Below are 18,509 nucleotides of genomic sequence, written 5' to 3'. Positions count from 1 at the left end.
CAATACGATGAAATATTATAAAATATTCTGAGCGTTGTTTAGCATCGTCAACGAAAGGGGAGGCAAAATGAGAAATACATTGGAATTTAAGCAAATTACCAAGTACTTTCCCGGGGTTAAAGCTTTGGACGACGTGAGCTTTAAGGTCGAAGGGGGAGAGGTCCTGGTCTTCTTGGGAGAGAACGGAGCAGGAAAGTCAACTTTATTAAAGGTGCTAAATGGGGATTATCAGCCTACATCAGGAGAATATTTGCTCAATGGGGAAACCCGGCACTTCAATAACCCTAAACAAGCCATAGAAGCTGGAATCAGTGTGATTTATCAGGAAAGACAAATTGTGATGGATGTCAGCGTGGCGGAAAATATTTTTGCCGGTAGGCTACCAGTAAATAAATTAGGATTTATCGATCTTAAAAAGTTGAATAGCGATGCAAAAAAAATTATTGATGAATTTGGCTTACCTATTCATCCGCAAGGAAAGGTTAGAAATTTAAGTATTGCTCATCAGCAAATGGTTGAAATCATGAAAGCTTATAGCCGGAACTTGAAAGTTATTGCTTTTGATGAACCAACAGCTAGTTTGTGCGACAGTGAGATTGAAGTTTTATTCAAAATTATTGCAAAACTTAAAGAAGAAGGAAAAGTGATTATTTATGTATCGCACCGGATGCAGGAAATTCAACAAATAGCCGACAAGGTGGCTGTTTTTAAAGACGGTAAATTTGTTAAATTGGTTAGGCAGAAGGAAGTTTCCGAAAAAGAGCTGATTAAATTGATGGTCGGCAGGGATTTGGGAGACGTTTTTAAAGAACTAAATCGTAATGCTGCCATAGGGAAAATTTTGTTGGAAGTCCGTAAGCTTACTTCCGATCGGGTAAGAAATGTTTCATTTACGCTGAGAGCCGGGGAAATACTTGGATTTTCCGGATTGGTTGGGGCGGGCAGGACCGAACTGATGCGCTTGATTATCGGTGCTGACAGCATACGATCAGGGGAGATATTTCTTGATGGTAAAAGTGTGATCAACCGCTCACCTAAAGACGCAATTAATTATGGTCTTGTTATGGTACCGGAAGACCGAAAAACGCAGGGAATCTTGGCTAACATGTCGGTAGGTGAAAATATCAGCGTTTCTATTTTAGATCGTATTCTTGGTAAGCTGGGGTTAATCGATAAAAAAAAGGAAGAGGCCGCTGTCGAAAAAAATATTAAAAAATTCAATATTAAGACACCGAATGCTTATAAAAAGATAGTGGAACTCAGTGGTGGTAATCAGCAAAAAGTCATTGTTGCCAGATGGCTGACTACAGAACCTAAAGTTTTGATTCTGGATGAACCGACCAAAGGAATTGATGTTGGTGCTAAATCTGAGTTTTACAAACTGATTTGTAAAATAGCCAAAGAGGGGGTAGGTATTTTGCTGATATCTTCCGAATTGCCGGAAGTCATTGGTTTGAGCGATCGAATTATCGTGATGCGGAATGGTAGAATAACCGGTGAAGTTCAACGAGAAGAGGCTACGGAGGACTTATTACTGACTTATGCTATGTTAGGCGAAGGAGGAAAAAAATATGCCTAATATTAATATCAGGAAGTTTATGGAAAATATTGAGACAGATAAGCTTGGTTTGCTAGGAGCTTTAATCGCCTTAATAATTTTATTTTCTTTGTTTAACGCGAACTATTTTAGTAGCGCGAATTTGATTAATGTTTTGGTCGCCGCCTCGATTACTGGTCTTGTCGCAATTGGTGAGTCGTATTTGATTATTGCCTGCCTAATTGATTTGTCGGCAGGTTCGGTAGCTGCTTTTGCCAGCGTTTTCGGGGCCGTTTTAATGCAAAAGGGCCTGGGCTTTTTCCCGATGTTATTATTGGTAGTTTTCTCCGGTGTGGTGGTAGGTTATGTTAATGCTTGGTTCGTAAATAAAATCAAATTAGAATCCTTTATATCTACCTTGGCAACGATGTCGATCATGAGAGGTCTAGCTTACATCATTTGTGATGGGAAACCGGTATATATTATGGATAATACTTTTATTAACTTTGGTAAAGAGCGTATTTTGGGATTGCCGATACCGGTTATAATTTTAATTATCGCTTTTCTTATTTTTGGCGTTATCCTGGCAAAGACGAAATTTGGCAGGAGCATCTACGTGATTGGCGGCAATAAAAACGCGGCAAGAATGGCCGGTTTGGATCCCGAGCGGATCAACAATATATTATTTATGTTAACGGGTGCTTTGGCGGCGTTAGGTGGAGTAATATTAGCAGCCAGAATGAGTTCCGGTCAACCTGCTGCCAGTGTTGGCCTTGAATTTGACGGCATTACGGCTGCCGTTTTGGGCGGGACGGCATTTGCCGGTGGAGTTGGTACCATATTTGGTACCGTACTAGGCGTTCTAATCCTCCAGGGATTTAATACAGGTCTTATTATGTTGAATGTTCCAGTCTTTTGGCAGTATGTAGCAAGAGGCATGCTGTTACTTATTGCTTTGTCGTTCGATTATATCCGCAAAACCAATCGGGAGAAGAAGTTGCTTGAGGAAAGTATGGTTGCTTTGGAAAAGGAGGAGGCCATCGTCCATTAATTTGGCGAAAGCATAAAATTATTTTCAAAAAGGAGGATGAATTTCGGGCTGATTTTGGATATTGACAAAAAACGAGGAGGATTATGAATGAAGCTGAAAAAGATATTCACAGTGGTGCTGGGAATTTTATTCGTCAGTTTGTCATTGTTGGGCTGTGGTTCAGGTGAATCAGATCAGGGAAAAAGTGCTGCCAGCAGTGGTCAAAAAAAGTTGGTGATTGCCGGCATCTATAAAGCCGGTGATCAGGTATGGTTTATTGATGAAGGAAAAGCCGCTGAAAAAATGGCAAAAGACATGGGGGCAGCGAAATTTCTCTTTGTTGATGCCAAAATGAATCCTGATACTTACATGCAGGCGGTGGAAAATGTTATCGCCCAAAAAGTAGATGGCGTAGTCACTTGCATTCCTGATCAGAAATTATCTAAAATAACGGTTGAAAAATTCAAACAAGCGGGTATTCCGGTCATCGCTGTTGATGATGCCTTGCAGGATGAAAGCAATAACAAGCTGGTTCCTTGGGTTGGTATTAATGCCTATAAAATTGGCCAAGTTAACGGTGAATGGATGGCTAATTATGCTAAACAAAATAATCTGGATCAGGATGCTGAAACGGGTTTGCTTGTACTGACCATGGATACTGTGTCAAGCTGTGTACCAAGAACACAAGGCGAGCAGGAAAAATTCAAGGAAATATTGCCTAGCTTTGCTGAGAACAGGGTATTTAAGGCCGATTATACAGGCGAAACAGATAAGGGATTTAATGCGGCTTCGGCTATTTTTACCGCTCATCCTGAAATTAAGAAGTGGATGGTTATGAGCGCTAACGAGGAAGGCGCGGTTGGCGCAGTAAGAGCTTTGGAGCAAGCTGGTTTGGATAAGAGCTCTTGCGTGATCGGTCTTGGTGGTTATCTTGCCAAAGATGAGTATAAGAAACCTTATTCTGCCATGAAAGCAGCTACTTATTTCTCATCCGATGATGTGGGCGGTATTTCCGTAAAATTATTAATCAACAATATTTTGCAGAAAACAGAAATTCCAATGGAAACAGCTGTGGACGCTAAAATTGTGACACCGGATAATTATAAAGAGGTTATGGGGAGTCACGCAAATTAGCTAGACGAATTCAATGAATTGGCGCTCAAGGTCGCGGGGGCGCCAATTCATTTAAATCTTAGTAGTAATTGGGTACGTATTATATGATCCGCATCCACTGACGATTCAAGTAACTATGACCATTCAGTTGATCGGATCAATGTTTTTATTCCCTTTAAATTTCACTAAAAATAAGTAAAATAAATGTTGTTTTTAGTAAAAAATCGACTTTTCATTTTTACGATTATTTAATGAAGTATAAAGATCGGTAATAATCGTATTTTCGTCAACTTTCACGTAGGAGGTGATAGCTGTGCACCAAGTTGAAAAATGTGCGGCAGTATTTAAAGAAAAATTCCACAGTGATAGATATCGGGTGTTTTTTGCACCTGGTAGAATTAATTTGATTGGTGAACATACGGACTATAATGGCGGACATGTATTTCCCTGTTCGATTACATTGGGCACCTATGTATTGGCTCAAAAAAGTAGTGGCAATCTGATTCGCATGTATTCCATGAACTTCCCGGAAAAAGGGGTGATTACTTTTTCACTGCGAGATCTGGACTATAATAAAACACATGATTGGGCTAATTACCCCAAGGGCATGATTCGTTATCTTATTGCCGACGGTTATCAGATTGACAGCGGTATGGATCTTTTGTTTTATGGTGAAATTCCGAATGGCGCCGGACTGTCATCATCGGCATCCATTGAATTGGCAACTGGAGTTATGTTGGAAAAAATGTTTGCTTTGTCGCTGGAACGCTTGACACTGGTAAAACTGGGGAAAAAGGTAGAAAATCAATTTATCGGCGTCAACTGTGGGATCATGGATCAGTTTGCTATTGGCATGGGAAAAACCGACTGCGGTATATTGCTTGATTGTGATACATTGAAATATTTATACGCGCCCCTTCATCTCAAGCAGCAACATATTGTGATTATAAATTCCAATAAACGTCGTGAACTGGCGGATTCTAAATATAATGAAAGACGAAATGAATGCGAACTGGCTTTGAAGCGGCTTCAGGCTAAATTGCCGATCCAATCGCTGGGGGAATTGGATGAGGCGACATTTGAAAAGAACAAGGACTTGATCGGCGATCCTATATTAATAAAACGTGCGAAGCACGCAGTATATGAAAACCGCCGGACTTTAAAAGCGCTGACGGAGCTGAAACAAGGCCGACTGGCTGAATTTGGCAAACTGATGAATGAATCTCATATTTCGTTGCGAGATGATTACGAAGTAACTGGTAAGGAATTGGATACGCTGGTAGATGCGGCCTGGCAACAGCCTGGGGTGCTGGGAGCACGTATGACTGGCGGTGGTTTTGGTGGCTGTACAATTGCTATTGTAGAGAATGAACAGATTGAGCAGTTTATCGATCAGGTTGGCCGGACTTACAAAGAAAACATTGGTTACGCTGCTAGTTTTTATATTGCCAATATTGGCGATGGGGCAAAAGAAATTTCGCAGGACAGTGATGTAGTTGGATGTATTGGTGGTAGGAAGAGTCGGGTATATTGGTTCTCATGCCATTTATCAACTGATTGAATGTGGTGATTCAATTAACTTGGGGGAAGGTTAGGATGAATATCTATCAAGTCGTGCGGCAATTAATTGAAAAGGCAATTTCGTTGGAATTGATTGAACGATGTGATGAAGTATACGTCAGAAACCAAATTATCTATTTGTTGGGGCTGTCAGATTTTATTCAAGAAGACATTGCTTTTAGTAAAGCGACTATACCTGATTTGCTGGAAAATTTGGTGCAATATGCTTGCGAACAGGGTGTGGTATCTGATCTGTTTGATGAACAGGAAATATTAGCCGCAAAAGTTATGGATTGTTTTATTCTTCTTCCATCGGTGATCAATGAGCGATTTCGCAATAAATATAAAATTAGTCCGCAGCAGGCAACCGATTATTTTTATAAACTAAGTCGGGATAGCAACTATATCCAAACGAAACGAATCAGCAAAAACATAAATTACAAAGCAGCTACGGAATATGGTAAGATGGATATTACGATCAATTTATCCAAACCGGAAAAAAATCCGCAGGATATTATGAAGGAAAAAACGCTAAAGAGTACTAGCTATCCTAAATGCTTACTTTGTGCCGAAAATGAAGGCTATGCGGGACGAATTGGTCATCCGGCCCGCACCAATCATCGATTGGTACGTCTTGAATTACTTGGTGAACAGTGGTATTTGCAATATTCTCCTTATGTATACTATAATGAACATTGTATTGTTTTTGCTGAGGAACATCGGGACATGAAGCTGGACAGGGCAACCTTTTTGCGGCTGCTGGCCTTTGTGGAGCAATTTCCGCATTATTTTATTGGTTCTAATGCTGATCTGCCGATTGTCGGTGGTTCGATTCTTTCTCATGATCATTTCCAGGGTGGCCACTATGAATTTGCTATGGAAAAAGCAGCAGATGAATTTTTATTTTCACTGAAAAGGTTTCCTGATGTTCATTGTTCGGTGATTAAATGGCCCTTATCAGTCATCCGATTAAGAGGGAAATGTGCTGCGGAACTTGCTGCGGCGGCGAATCACATTTTAGATTGCTGGCGGCAATACAGCGACCTGTCTGTCGCTATCCTCGCCGATTCCAAGGGCGTGCCGCATAATACTATTACGCCGATTGCCCGTCAATGCCATGGCCTATTTGAGATGGATTTGGCACTCAGAAACAATCGCACCACTGAAGAATATCCGCTGGGAATTTTTCATCCGCATCAGGATGTACAGCATATCAAGAAAGAAAATATCGGGCTGATTGAAGTGATGGGACTTGCGGTATTGCCGGCAAGGTTGAAACTGGAATTGCAGGAAGTAGCGGAATATGTATTGGGCCGTGATATTCAGATTCCTGAGTATCATCGGACATGGGCAGAGTATTTAAAAGAAAAATACAATCATCAGGTAAATCCAGGTAACATCCGGGGAATAATTCAAATCGAAACGGCGGCAAAGTTCACGCGAGTATTGGAGGATGCCGGTGTTTTTAAGCGAAATGAACCGGGAAATGCAGCTTTTAGGAGATTTTTAGCGATGGTTGATAAATAATTTAGAATGGCAGCAGATGCCTGGCTTGATAAATTTTACAAAATATATTTTTGATATATATTTGGCTAATTTTGTAAATAAAGGCTAGAAAAAAGCAGGGTGGATATTATTATGGCTACGATTAAAGATATAGCGAACCAGGCAGGTGTTTCAATTGCTACAGTATCGCGGGTTCTTAACTACGATGCAACCTTATCTGTAAGTGATGAAACCAAAAAAAAAGTGTTTGAAGCTGCCGAGGAACTTTCTTATGAAAAACGTACGACTCGCAAAATGGCAGCAACCAAAATTGCCTTGATTCATTGGTATACCGAAAAAGAAGAATTGGACGACACTTATTATATGTCCATTCGCTTAGGGATAGAAAAGCGGTGCGAACAGAATGGTTTGAGCATCGTAAAATATTTTCGCACAAATATTAAGGATTTTGCCAAAGATAATATTCAGGGAATTATTGCTGTGGGCAAGTTTAGTCAAAGTGAAATCGCTTCATTCATGGATTTAAGTCGACATATTGTATTCGTTGATTTTTCGCCAGACGACAATCGCTTTGATTCGGTAGGCGTAGACTTTGCCAGAGCCACGAAACAGGTGATTGACTATTTTATGGATAAAGGGCATGTTTCTATCGGCTATATTGGCGGGCGAGAGGTGTTTAAGGATCAGACGTCACAGATTGAAGATGCACGGGAAATGACCTTTTGTTCTTATTTATCGGAAAAGGGGAAATGGGTTGATCCTTGTTTATATATTGGCAGTTTTTCAGCTAATGATGGATACTTTTTAATGAAACAAGCCATTTTAGACTTCGGCGATCGGCTGCCAACTGCATTTTACATTGGTAACGATTCAATGGCCATCGGATGTCTAAAAGCCTTGGCTGAAGCCGAAATTTCTGTACCGGAGCGAGTTAATCTGATCAGTGTCAATGACATCAGTATTGCACAGTATATTTCCCCTTCGCTTAGTACAGTAAAAATACATACGGAATTGATGGGAGAAACGGCTGTGGATTTATTGCAGGAACGCTTTAGCGGCAGAAATATTGCCAAGAAAGTTTCATTGGCTACAGAATTAAAGATACGGGAAAGCAGTTTTTGATTTTCTTTCGCAATATACGAATAGGACGTAAAAAATATTGGTATCCAGACTTTCTCTGGGCACCAATATTTTTTATGATAGAAAGGAAAATGCATGATGGTAGAAGAGGTGCTTATTGCTGCAAAAAATGAAATGTTTTATTCCTTGCAACCGGTCCGGACCTACAATTTAAAATACGAATAGAATTGTTATAACACATCAGATATTATATCGGCATTTTTCGGAATTCATTCGGCGTGTAGGTGGTATGCTTTTTAAAACAGGTGATAAAATTTGCTTCGCTGTTAAACCCCACCTTAAAGGCGAGTTCTTTTATAGATAGTTCCGTGGATTTCAATAGAATTTTAGCACGGTTTAATCGAACCATTGTGATATATTCATGAGGCGAATAGCCTGTTGATTTCTTGAAGACACGACTGAAATAATACAGGCTCATACACGCATAAATTGCTAAGGTTCGAACGGAAATCTTTTGATCATAGTTATTTTGGATATAGATAATTGCTTTATCTAAATTTGTTTGGTTTGTCGCGGCATGAAGTTGTTTTGAACCAATGAGATGAAGTTCAGTTAACATACGCTGAATGCTGCAGGATACTAGGGATTCATTTAGAACTGTTTTGTTTTTAAGTATTTCCAGAATTGTAATGAGAGAATCAGGAATTACTTGAGATCCATGAAGTGGAAATACGCAACCGGAAGTATTATATATTAGGTCGAAAAACTTTGAGCTAACGTTTCCATCAAAATGACACCATAAGGTTTCCCATTTGTTAGCCTGATAGGAATGAGGCTGATGGCAATTTAATAGGATAATATCACCGGTTTTGACAGGCATCGTTTTACTATTAAAAGTAACGATGCCTTCTCCATTTTTGATATACATAAGTAAATAGCTACGGAAAGAATTTCTTTGTACATTGTAGTTGCTATCGCAGTAAAAATGACCGGCACATAGTAAATAAAAAAACATCGATTTTGCTAATTGACTTGGACTGTGATAATAGGCACAGGAATGACGAAGTACTCCCTTTTCGCCAGTATTCATAAAATTCCCTCCTTTACTTGAATTATATCGCATATAACAATAATAAATAGCAAGATTTATAAATGAATGGGCAATTATTAGTAATGTAATGCACTAATTTTACTTATATAATGAAAATGAATTTAGAGCAATATTTTAAACTGAGGGGGACGGATAAAAATGGTGCCAAATTTAGGTGTAAAGATATGGGAAGAGGAAATTGAAATTCCTACCTATCCTGTAGGTAAGCCCGATAAAAACCCTATGTTCCTTGAAAAACGGGTTTACCAGGGAAGCTCAGGCAAGGTGTATCCTTATCCGGTAATAGATAAAATTTATGATGAAAAGGTTAATCAAAAATATAAAGCCGTATTTTTAGAAAACAGTTATTTAAAAATAATGATATTACCGGAACTGGGCGGCAGAATACAACGAGCCTTGGATAAAACAAATAACTATGATTTTGTTTACTATAACAAAGTGATTAAACCTGCCTTGGTTGGTTTGGCTGGTCCGTGGATTTCAGGTGGAATTGAATTTAATTGGCCTCAGCACCATAGACCTAATACTTTTGGTCCGGTGGAATATATATTAAATGATAATCAAGACGGCAGTAAAACCCTATGGGTGAGCGAGATTGATCGAATGTGCGGAACCAAAGGCATGGCTGGTTTTACATTATATCCGGACAAGGCATACTTAGCGGTAACTGGGCAGCTTTATAACAGAACTGTCCAACCTCAGACCTTCTTGTGGTGGGCGAATCCTGCAGTTGCAGCGAATGATTATACCCAATCCATTTTTCCGCCAGATGTTTATGCCGTTTTTGATCATGGGAAGAGAGCTGTTTCCAAATTTCCTATTGCTACTGGTGTTTATTACAAAATGGATTATTCGGCAGGGGTAGATATCTCTCGCTACAAAAATATTCCCGTGCCGACTTCTTATATGGCTCAGCATTCCGACTACGATTTTATTGGTGGCTATGATCATTCAGTAAAGGCTGGTATTCTTCATGTTGCGAATCATCACATTTCACCTGGCAAAAAACAATGGACATGGGGCTGCGGTGACTTCGGCAAGGCGTGGGACAAAAACTTGACTGATGAAGACGGTCCATATATTGAGCTGATGACGGGAGTATTTACGGATAATCAGCCTGATTTTACCTGGATTAGGCCTTACGAAGAGAAGCGTTTTACACAGTATTTTATGCCATATAAAGGTATCGGTATAGTGAAAAATGCTACGATAAAAGCAAGTGTCAGCTTGGAAGTGAAAGATGGAACAGCCTATGTCGGTGTATATGCCACAGGCGTGTATGATCATGCTGTCATCACCTTAAAAAGTGAGGAAAGCGTTTATTTGAAATATCAGACCAACTTATCACCTGAAAATACCTATATTACAAAAGTAGCTCTGGCAGAGAATGAAAAAGAACACAGATTATTATTAACAGTGGTAACTGAAGATGGCCGCGAATTGATTTCTTATCAACCCAAAGAGGAAAGAGTTCAAATGGTGCCTGAGCCTGCTAAAGCTATTGCTGGGGATCCGAAGGAACTAAAAAATAACGAGGCTTTATATCTTGCTGGGCTTCATTTGGAACAGTATCGCCATGCTAATTATGAACCTGATTCTTATTATCTCGAAGGTTTGTCACGGGATGCTGACGATATTAGAATTAATAACGCCTATGGAGCCTTACTGTTTAGAAGAGGACAGTTTAAAGCAAGTGAAACATATTTTCAGCGGGCAATTAAGTCCGCCACTAGGCATAATTCAAATTTTTATGACAGTGAACCTTACTATAATTTAGGGTTATCTTTACAATATCAGGGTGAGTTTTCCAAAGCCTATGATGTTTTTTATAAGGCAGTATGGAGTTCGGCATGGCAAGATAGCGGATATTATGCTCTGTCACAAATCGACTGTATAAATAAGGAGTATGATCTGGCTCTAGAGCATATCGATCAATCGATAGTACGAAATTACCATAACTGTAAAGCAAGACTGCTTAAAACTATCATTTTAAGAAAGTTAAAGAATTATGAGGCGGCAGGGCAAATATCGAATGAAACAATAATTATTGATATTCTAGACTTTGGCGCTCGTAATGAATTATATAGGCTTGCGATAGATCAGGGACTAAAAGGAAAAGCGGCTGACCTCTCAAGTGATCTGAGAAAAATCATGAGGGATGATCCGCGAAATTATATTGCATTGTCATGGGATTATGCATCAGCAGGTTTTTTTGATGATGCATCAGATGTGCTGTCAAGTTTTTTGCTTTATGTTACAAGCTTTGAGAATCGTTATCCAATGGTTTATTATTATCTTGCATACTACCATTCAAAAATGGGGAATGCCGAAAGAGCATTAGACTACTGCAATTTAGGAATGAATGCAAATCCGGATTATTGCTTTCCTAATAGTATTGATGATTTACTTGTTTTGCAAAAGGCTCGAGAGCTAAATCCTATCGATGCCAAAGTGAATTATTACCTTGGTAATCTATGGTACGATAAAAAACAGCATGATCAAGCTATTGAATGTTGGGAACAAGCGGTGGTATTTAATGATTCTTTTTCGATTCCTTATCGGAATCTTGCTCTGGCATATTATAATAAAAAGCATGATGCTGATAAAGCAAAACAATTTTTGGAGAAATCTTTTGAATTAACCCCTGAGGATGCAAGAATATTTCTGGAATTAGATCAGCTCTATAAAAGATTAAATGTACCATGTAGCAAAAGACTTGCGTTTTTTACTGAAAATATGGCGTTAGTAATGAAAAGAGACGATTTGTATATTGAATATGTTACGCTCATGAATTTATCCGGTCAATTTGAAAAAGCTCAAAACCTGTTGGCAGCAAGAATCTTCCATCCTTGGGAAGGGGGAGAGGGGAAGGTTATTAAGCAATATGTTTATTCTCATGTGGAAATAGCGAAGCAGTATCTGGAAAATAAACAATATAAGGCAGCTATACATCAGCTACGGCAAGCTTTGGTTTACACGGATAACTTAGGCGAAGGTAAACTGGCGGGGGCCCAGGAAAACGATATTTATTTTTATTTAGGTTGTGCTTATGAAGGTAGCGGTGAGCGGGAGCGATCAACAGAGTATTTATTAAAAGCAACAATTGGCATGAATGAACCGGCGAGTGTCCTATTTTATAATGATCAGCCGCCGGAAACGATTTTTTATCAAGGTCTTGCGCTAAAAAAATTGGGTCGGCATGATCAAGCCAACAGGAGATTCAATAAATTGATTGCTTATGGTGAAAAACATTTGTTTGAAAATGTAACAATTGATTATTTCGCGGTATCTTTGCCCGACTTTTTGATCTTTGATGAGGACCTTAATCGGCAAAATAAAATTCATTGCCGTTACCTTATGGGCTTGGGTTATTTAGGAATGGGTCGCTTGGATAACGGGAAGGAGGAATTGCTAAAAGTGCTGGAAATGGATGTAAATCATCAGGGGGCTGTGGCTCACTTGTCGTTGAAGCAAGAATGGTTGTTCTAAAATTGAACTAAACTAGTTGTTTCAACTTCTCGAACATAATAGAAAACTTCCCTACTGATATGAATGACCTTAAACGGATCAAGTTGGTAAGGAAGTTTTTTGTATGCCAAAAAATAGTTTCTAGGAAAGTATTAACAACTATTTACTAAGACCTCATGATGTTTATATAAGGTATTAAAATATGAACAATATTACATTTTATGGAATAAACATTGAAGAAGTTTTCACTCATGTGCTACAATAAAAGAAAATGTTAACAAAAATTTTACATGGATTTTACATAAGATGCGGAATAATGGTTTTAGGGATGGATGTTATGAAAATTGCTGAAAGAGATGAATTATTACGAATCAAGCAGGCGATGCTTGAAATGGGCGAAAAGGCAGTCGTAGCCGTAAAATTGTCTATATCCGCCTTGGTGACGAATAATACCTTAACAGCAGCGAAGGTTCGAGATATTGAAAAAGAAGTGGATGCATATTATCAAAGCATTGATGAGCAATGTATCTCTGCTTTGAGCAAGCAACCTGATGAAGAAAGTTTGCGGTTTTTAGTTGGCAGTTTAAAAATTGCCATTGAAATCGAACGAAGCTGTGATTATGCAAATCAAATTGCCAAAAGGGTACAAAAAGAGTTTTCACAGCAAGACATGACAGCATTAAGATCACAAGTTCAGTCTATAACGCATATGGTTCAAGAAGCGGTTACAATGCTGGAAAATGCCTTAGTTGCTTATGAACATGGTGATGACGATGCAGCGGACAGACTTCATGCTCAGGATGATTTAGTAGATAAGAAAACACATGATTTATTTCGAAGCCTTCTTTGTGTTGCTTCCTTAAATCCTTGGATTCAAGAGGTTGTTCTTGACCTTCATGTGGTAGTACGTTATGTGGAACGTGTAGCAGATCGATCAGCTAATGTGGCGGAATTGGTCTACTATATTGTAAGAGGAACTCGGTTTTGTAAAACAAATAAAACGCTCTAGAAGTGTCTAAGAAAAAATTCCACTGACTGGGCGTTCTGATAAAGGTACTACAGCGGAAGCGGGAAAGTATAATTTTTATGAAAATGGTAGCACGAATAAAATGAAAATAGTTTCCAAAGGAATGATTCAGAATGACAGACGAAGTAATTGTATGCAGGCTACTTATCGCATTTGTTCTCGGCGGTGTTATTGGTTATGAACGTCAAGCACGCAATAAGTCAGCTGGACTGCGCACGCATATCCTTGTTTGTATTGGTTCCTGTTTAATTATGACCTTATCTATCAATTTATATAGTAGTGTCCAGGGATTGACGAATGCTGATCCGGCACGGCTAGCTGCTCAAGTGGTGAGCGGCATTGGTTTTCTTGGTGCAGGTAGTATTATTACCCATAAAGGGTCGATCACAGGCTTAACAACGGCTGCTAGTTTATGGGTGGTAGCAGGAGTCGGCTTGGCTGTCGGTAGTGGCAGCTTTGTTGGTGCTATTACAACGACGATTATTGTTTTTCTTACATTGACTATCTTATCAAAGGTAGACGCTCGTATTGTAGGTGATGTTTGTGATACAGAATTACTCGTGATAACAACTGATAAACCGGGGCAGATTGGTAGAATTGGTTCTTGTATTGGCGAAGGTGGCATTAGTATTCATGATATTCGAATTGAAGCTGAAAATGTGAAGCTGAAACAATTGCATATAGTGGTTGATTTATCTGTGCCGCCTCATATGAATATCGATAAAATCATCTCGGAACTCATGAATATTGAGGGTGTTGTATCGGTTCGTATCCACTAGTGAAAGATTCCTTTTATTGACAGACTATATTATGAAGTCTATAATGAAATTATAAAAATTAATACTAGGTAATAATATCAGATATTACTTATTGGTATTATTTCTAGTTATTATTTTTCTAATTTCGGGAGGGATTTTATGTCTGTTCAAGATCAAATCGCTGATTTAAAAAAACGACAAGAAGTTATTCAATTGGGTGGTGGAGAAAAACGGATTGCCAAGCAGCATGCCAGTGGTAAATTAACTTCGCGCGAAAGAATCGGAAAATTACTTGATCCAAATACTTTTGTTGAAATAGATCCATTTGTAAGACATCGTTGTACAAATTTTGGCATGGAAACAAAGGAAAATCCTGGTGAAGGCGTAACAACAGGTTATGGCTATGTTAATGGGCGGCTTGTTTTTGTTTTTGCTCAGGATTTTACTGTTACAGGTGGTTCTCTTGGTGAAATGCATGCCGCGAAGATTGTTAAAGTGCAAAAAATGGCGATGCGAATGGGTGCTCCTATTATTGGTATGAATGATTCAGGTGGTGCTCGTATTCAAGAAGGCGTAGATGCTTTGGCTGGCTATGGACAAATTTTCTTTCAAAATACCCTGGCTTCTGGTGTGATTCCACAGATTTCTGTAATTATGGGACCCTGTGCAGGCGGGGCAGTATATTCGCCAGCCATTACGGATTTTATTTTTATGGTTGATCAAACAAGCAAGATGTTTATTACAGGTCCACAAGTTATTAAAACTGTCACGCAAGAAACAGTGGATGCAGAGACGCTAGGCGGTGCTATGACTCATAATGAAAAATCAGGTGTTGCGCATTTTATAACGTCAAATGACGAAGAATGCATGGAACAAATTCGTTATTTGCTAAGCTTTCTTCCCAGCAATAATCAAGAGCATCCGCCTCTTTATAGTACAGATGATAGTCCGACTCGAACGGACGATGAGCTAACTACAATGATTGCCGATGATCCCCACATTCCTTATGATATGAAAACAGTGATTGAAAAAATTGTTGATAAGGGTGAGTATTACGAAATTCAACCCTACTTTGCTAAAAATATTATTACCTGTTTTGCCCGCATGAATGGTCAAACTGTTGGTATTATTGCCAATCAACCAACTTTTATGGCAGGTTGCCTGGATATTAATGCTTCAGATAAAAGTGCTCGCTTTATTCGTTTTTGTGATTCTTTCAATATTCCATTAGTCAATCTTGTCGATGTTCCCGGCTTTTTGCCAGGACTGGCACAAGAACATGGTGGTATTATTCGTCATGGTGCAAAGCTTCTTTTTGCCTATTCCGAAGCAACTGTTCCAAAAGTAACAGTGATTACACGCAAAGCCTATGGAGGCGCTTATATTGGTATGTGTTCCAAGCATCTTGGTGCGGATATGGTTTTTGCTTGGCCTGTTGCTGAAATTGCTGTTATGGGGCCAGCTGGTGCGGCAAATATCATCTTCCGTGGTGCTACTGATCTTGAAGAAAAAACGGCTCAATATGTTAAAGAGTTTGCTACTCCTTATAAAGCAGCCGAACGTGGCTATGTCGATCAAATTATCGAACCCAAAGAAACGCGGCTTAAAATTATTGAAGCGCTGAACATGTTGACGACGAAAATCGAACAAAGACCACATAAAAAACATGGTTCGATACCATTGTAAGACATCATTGTGTCAAAATAGCAGTTGAAAACGGAGAAGCTAGTTCGCATCTTGTACAACGGATGTGACCTAGCTTTTTTATAGCTAGAGCTCATTGATAGTCGTAGTTTTATGATGTAAAAGAGGATTTTAGCCTCTACAGAGGTAATAACTATATAATGGAAAAATAGCGAAGATTCTTTATAAAATGATAATACTATTATTCTTAGTTCTCTAAATGGGAGGATACACGGTATGGCAATAAAATTGGCTATTATCGGTGCTAATATTGCGAACATTGAAGAAATTAAAAACGTTGTTGTTAAGACTGTGAGTGATAATATAGAAATTATTACAGCAACGATAAATAATTATCATGAAATGGCCAATGCCGATTTATATATTTGCTTGATTAATCGTAAGCAGGAAATAGAAAGTGCTTTTGGCAAGGAGAAGGTAGTTGCTTTGACCCTCGTACCTCCCACGGAATATTTTCTTGCTCTCCATGAGATTCCAGCTAATAGTTATGTCGTCCTATTCAATAATAGTACGTCTGGAACTATTGCATTAACGGATCGCTTGAAAAAGTACAACTTATTAAATAACTGTCATTGTGAAGTTGTACCTTATGATGAATTAAGTTATGAGCAAGTTGCCGATAAAGTCGCAGCGGCGGACTATATTATTGGTGGTATGGCCTATGTGTGTCAAGGAAGCGCATTGCATACGAAGTTTGGTGATTATCTTTCTCAAAACACAACCGTTCTCGTCAGTCCCCAACGTATAGCCACTTCTGATTCCATTAGCCATCTGTGTTATGTTTATTCTCAGTTATGTCACAAACGAATGACCGCAGAATTAACGCGGCTTTCTTCTACTGATTTTTTAACACAAATTTCCAACCGTCGAACCTTTGATAAAACCTTGATTGTGGAATGGGATCGTGCACAGCATACGGGACAGCCCTTGTCACTGGCCATGATCGATATCGATTTTTTTAAGGATTATAATGATATTATGGACATGTTCAAGGTGATGAATGCCTAAAAGCTTTAACAAACACACTTCGACACCTTATGCGTTGTTCAACCGATTTCTGTGCTCGTTATGGTGGCGAAGAGTTTGCCGTTATACTATCTAATACAGATGGATATAGAGCAGAAAAGATGCTTGAAAGAATTCGAAGTGCCATTATGTTACTGAATATTAAGCATGAATATTCAACAGTAGCCCCAATGGTAACAGTCAGTATTGGTATTGTTTCAACGCAGGTTCTTTATAAAAATAGCACTATAAGAGAATTTCTTACAAGGGCAGATCATGCATTATATCAAGCCAAACAGCAAGGAAGAAATCGGGTTATTGTCAATCAATAAATAATAGTCGTATATAGTGGACCAATAGAAGCAACAAAAAAGAACAATGCAAATAAATCGCATTGTTTCTTTTTGTTACTTTTTAAAAGGTTTTTCACTAATCACTTTACACAGCTTTGATATCACGTGCTGCTACAATATCGACACCTAAATTTAAAATATTTTGTTGAACAATATTTCCTTCAGTAATAGGTGCTTTTACCGCAATTGTTGCTAAATAGCGGGCACAAGCAAGAATTTTTTCCTTAGGTAATGTGGTTTTTGATATTACGGGCAGAAGGGGTAATTCTCCGCCTAGTACCTTCACGGTTGTTGTTAGGGAACGTTTCGGTGCAGTTATTTCTTCACGGGCATATTTTTCTCCACGTGAACAGGTAAAACCGCTGATTTCTTTAATATTGTTATTTTCAAAAAAAACTTTAACAGCGCAGCCCAGCGGACAAACAATACAATTGAGTTGTCGTTTATTTGTGTTCATACGATAGCCTCCTGTCTCAATGTTACAATAATTTCATCGCCTGCTGTGGTAAGGTTGTCATGGGGAATAGTTATGACAATCATTTCGCCCGGTTTGGCCACCGGCAATTTGCGTGTCAATAAAAGTTTTCCAGCGCTTTTTACATCTAGAATGACTTTGCGTGCGGGTTGTCTGACTCGCATAAATAGTTTTACAGGTTCCTTGTCTGATGAACAATTGATTGTTTGCGGAACAGCCGTGCGCATGCCTGTACTCGGGATAACGGCAATGTTTTTTTCTGTCATACCTAATTTATTTTGTGCATAAAGTGCAGCGGATTTACCGGCTATTTCGCCTTCTTCAGATACAAAGTCTACAAGGTCATGGACGTGGACAACATTTCCTGCCGCAAAAAATCCTGGCACAGACGTTTGTCTGTATTGATCTACAACAGGGCCATTTGTTACCTTATCGATGGTTACGAGATCGCGGGACAGCTCATTTTCCGGAATGAGACCGACGGAAAGCAGCAGACAGTCACAATCGAGTTCAAATTCTGTCCCTGCAACAGGCTGCATTTTTTCATCCACTTTTGCACAAGTAATGCCTGTAACTCTGTCGTGACCATGAATGGCTGTAACAGTATGCGCCAAATACAGCGGAATTTCATAGTCCTCTAAGCATTGAACAACATTTCGTGTAAGTCCATTGGAAAAGGGCATAATTTCAATCACGCCTTCGACTTTGGCCCCTTCTAAGGTGAGACGGCGGGCCATGATCAAACCAATATCGCCGGAACCTAAAATCACAATTTTTTTGCC

15 protein-coding genes are annotated in these 18,509 nt (G+C 39.0%); 12 read left to right on the top strand and 3 right to left on the bottom strand.

The genetic code is table 11. The annotated features are described in order from the left end of the window. The first annotated feature begins 67 nt into the window (after nucleotides 1-67). The 6 genes from Ga0466249_RS14705 (at nucleotide 68) to Ga0466249_RS14680 (ending at nucleotide 7,868) form a co-directional block, all read left to right on the top strand. Nucleotides 68-1,579: a sugar ABC transporter ATP-binding protein gene (locus Ga0466249_RS14705; protein ID WP_215830230.1), complete on the top strand. Its 1,512-nt coding sequence runs from the start codon at nucleotides 68-70 to the stop codon at nucleotides 1,577-1,579. Further along, a complete protein-coding gene (locus Ga0466249_RS14700) occupies nucleotides 1,572-2,588 on the top strand; it encodes an ABC transporter permease (protein ID WP_215830229.1) in 1,017 nt (338 codons plus the stop codon). Before Ga0466249_RS14705 ends, Ga0466249_RS14700 begins: the two co-directional genes overlap by 8 nt. A gap of 87 nt (nucleotides 2,589-2,675) precedes the next feature. Continuing rightward, a complete protein-coding gene (locus Ga0466249_RS14695) occupies nucleotides 2,676-3,701 on the top strand; it encodes an arabinose ABC transporter substrate-binding protein (protein ID WP_215830228.1) in 1,026 nt (341 codons plus the stop codon). A 292-nt stretch (nucleotides 3,702-3,993) separates the two neighbouring features. After that, on the top strand, nucleotides 3,994-5,241 hold the full coding sequence (locus Ga0466249_RS14690; protein WP_215830227.1) for a galactokinase: 1,248 nt from the start codon (nucleotides 3,994-3,996) through the stop codon (nucleotides 5,239-5,241). 35 nt (nucleotides 5,242-5,276) lie between these two features. Beyond that, on the top strand, nucleotides 5,277-6,767 hold the full coding sequence (galT, locus tag Ga0466249_RS14685) for a UDP-glucose--hexose-1-phosphate uridylyltransferase (protein WP_215830226.1): 1,491 nt from the start codon (nucleotides 5,277-5,279) through the stop codon (nucleotides 6,765-6,767). 111 nt (nucleotides 6,768-6,878) lie between these two features. Next, a complete protein-coding gene (locus Ga0466249_RS14680) occupies nucleotides 6,879-7,868 on the top strand; it encodes a LacI family DNA-binding transcriptional regulator (RefSeq protein WP_215830225.1) in 990 nt (329 codons plus the stop codon). Between the two features lie 205 nt (nucleotides 7,869-8,073). Here Ga0466249_RS14680 and Ga0466249_RS14675 read toward each other — a convergent pair whose 3' ends face one another. Next, the gene (locus Ga0466249_RS14675) at nucleotides 8,074-8,916 is read right to left on the bottom strand and encodes an AraC family transcriptional regulator (RefSeq protein WP_215830224.1); all 843 of its coding nucleotides are present in this window, start codon (nucleotides 8,914-8,916) and stop codon (nucleotides 8,074-8,076) included. 159 nt (nucleotides 8,917-9,075) lie between these two features. On the opposite strand from Ga0466249_RS14675, the gene Ga0466249_RS14670 reads away from it, so the two are divergent. From Ga0466249_RS14670 to Ga0466249_RS27230, 6 genes are all read left to right on the top strand, one after another. Continuing rightward, complete coding sequence (locus Ga0466249_RS14670) at nucleotides 9,076-12,426, top strand: DUF5107 domain-containing protein (RefSeq protein ID WP_215830223.1); 3,351 nt, start codon at nucleotides 9,076-9,078, stop codon at nucleotides 12,424-12,426. Between the two features lie 316 nt (nucleotides 12,427-12,742). Beyond that, complete coding sequence (gene phoU, locus Ga0466249_RS14665) at nucleotides 12,743-13,414, top strand: phosphate signaling complex protein PhoU (RefSeq protein ID WP_215830222.1); 672 nt, start codon at nucleotides 12,743-12,745, stop codon at nucleotides 13,412-13,414. A 131-nt stretch (nucleotides 13,415-13,545) separates the two neighbouring features. Further along, a complete protein-coding gene (locus tag Ga0466249_RS14660; protein ID WP_215830221.1) occupies nucleotides 13,546-14,211 on the top strand; it encodes an MgtC/SapB family protein in 666 nt (221 codons plus the stop codon). Between the two features lie 138 nt (nucleotides 14,212-14,349). Next, on the top strand, nucleotides 14,350-15,876 hold the full coding sequence (gene mmdA / locus Ga0466249_RS14655; RefSeq protein ID WP_215830220.1) for a methylmalonyl-CoA decarboxylase subunit alpha: 1,527 nt from the start codon (nucleotides 14,350-14,352) through the stop codon (nucleotides 15,874-15,876). A gap of 234 nt (nucleotides 15,877-16,110) precedes the next feature. Beyond that, nucleotides 16,111-16,902: a GGDEF domain-containing protein gene (locus Ga0466249_RS27235; RefSeq protein WP_215830219.1), complete on the top strand. Its 792-nt coding sequence runs from the start codon at nucleotides 16,111-16,113 to the stop codon at nucleotides 16,900-16,902. Nucleotides 16,903-16,931: 29 nt separating this feature from the next. Continuing rightward, nucleotides 16,932-17,231, top strand: coding sequence for a GGDEF domain-containing protein (locus Ga0466249_RS27230; protein WP_281422651.1), 300 nt, complete (start codon nucleotides 16,932-16,934; stop codon nucleotides 17,229-17,231). A gap of 106 nt (nucleotides 17,232-17,337) precedes the next feature. On the opposite strand, the gene Ga0466249_RS14640 is transcribed toward Ga0466249_RS27230, so the two are convergent. Both Ga0466249_RS14640 and Ga0466249_RS14635 read right to left on the bottom strand, forming a co-directional pair. After that, complete coding sequence (locus Ga0466249_RS14640) at nucleotides 17,338-17,709, bottom strand: DUF1667 domain-containing protein (protein WP_215830218.1); 372 nt, start codon at nucleotides 17,707-17,709, stop codon at nucleotides 17,338-17,340. Further along, on the bottom strand, nucleotides 17,706-18,509 hold an 804-nt coding region (locus Ga0466249_RS14635; RefSeq protein WP_215830217.1), incomplete at its 5' end, for an NAD(P)/FAD-dependent oxidoreductase. The genes Ga0466249_RS14640 and Ga0466249_RS14635, both read right to left, overlap by 4 nt.

It is taken from the genome of Pelorhabdus rhamnosifermentans (genome assembly GCF_018835585.1).
Taxonomy (GTDB): domain Bacteria; phylum Bacillota; class Negativicutes; order UMGS1260; family UMGS1260; genus Pelorhabdus; species Pelorhabdus rhamnosifermentans.
This window is presented reverse-complemented; position numbering and strand designations above follow the sequence as displayed.

Bases quoted from the DNA above. Each gene is read 5' to 3' on its own strand.
- Ga0466249_RS14705 (WP_215830230.1), top strand. From the start codon at position 68: ATGAGAAATACATTGGAATTTAAGCAAATTACCAAGTACTTTCCCGGG.
- Ga0466249_RS14700 (WP_215830229.1), top strand. From the start codon at position 1,572: ATGCCTAATATTAATATCAGGAAGTTTATGGAAAATATTGAGACAGAT.
- Ga0466249_RS14695 (WP_215830228.1), top strand. From the start codon at position 2,676: ATGAAGCTGAAAAAGATATTCACAGTGGTGCTGGGAATTTTATTCGTC.
- galT (WP_215830226.1), top strand. From the start codon at position 5,277: ATGAATATCTATCAAGTCGTGCGGCAATTAATTGAAAAGGCAATTTCG.
- Ga0466249_RS14680 (WP_215830225.1), top strand. From the start codon at position 6,879: ATGGCTACGATTAAAGATATAGCGAACCAGGCAGGTGTTTCAATTGCT.
- Ga0466249_RS14675 (WP_215830224.1), bottom strand. From the start codon at position 8,916: ATGAATACTGGCGAAAAGGGAGTACTTCGTCATTCCTGTGCCTATTAT.
- Ga0466249_RS14670 (WP_215830223.1), top strand. From the start codon at position 9,076: ATGGTGCCAAATTTAGGTGTAAAGATATGGGAAGAGGAAATTGAAATT.
- phoU (WP_215830222.1), top strand. From the start codon at position 12,743: ATGAAAATTGCTGAAAGAGATGAATTATTACGAATCAAGCAGGCGATG.
- Ga0466249_RS14660 (WP_215830221.1), top strand. From the start codon at position 13,546: ATGACAGACGAAGTAATTGTATGCAGGCTACTTATCGCATTTGTTCTC.
- mmdA (WP_215830220.1), top strand. From the start codon at position 14,350: ATGTCTGTTCAAGATCAAATCGCTGATTTAAAAAAACGACAAGAAGTT.
- Ga0466249_RS27235 (WP_215830219.1), top strand. From the start codon at position 16,111: ATGGCAATAAAATTGGCTATTATCGGTGCTAATATTGCGAACATTGAA.
- Ga0466249_RS27230 (WP_281422651.1), top strand. From the start codon at position 16,932: ATGCGTTGTTCAACCGATTTCTGTGCTCGTTATGGTGGCGAAGAGTTT.
- Ga0466249_RS14640 (WP_215830218.1), bottom strand. From the start codon at position 17,709: ATGAACACAAATAAACGACAACTCAATTGTATTGTTTGTCCGCTGGGC.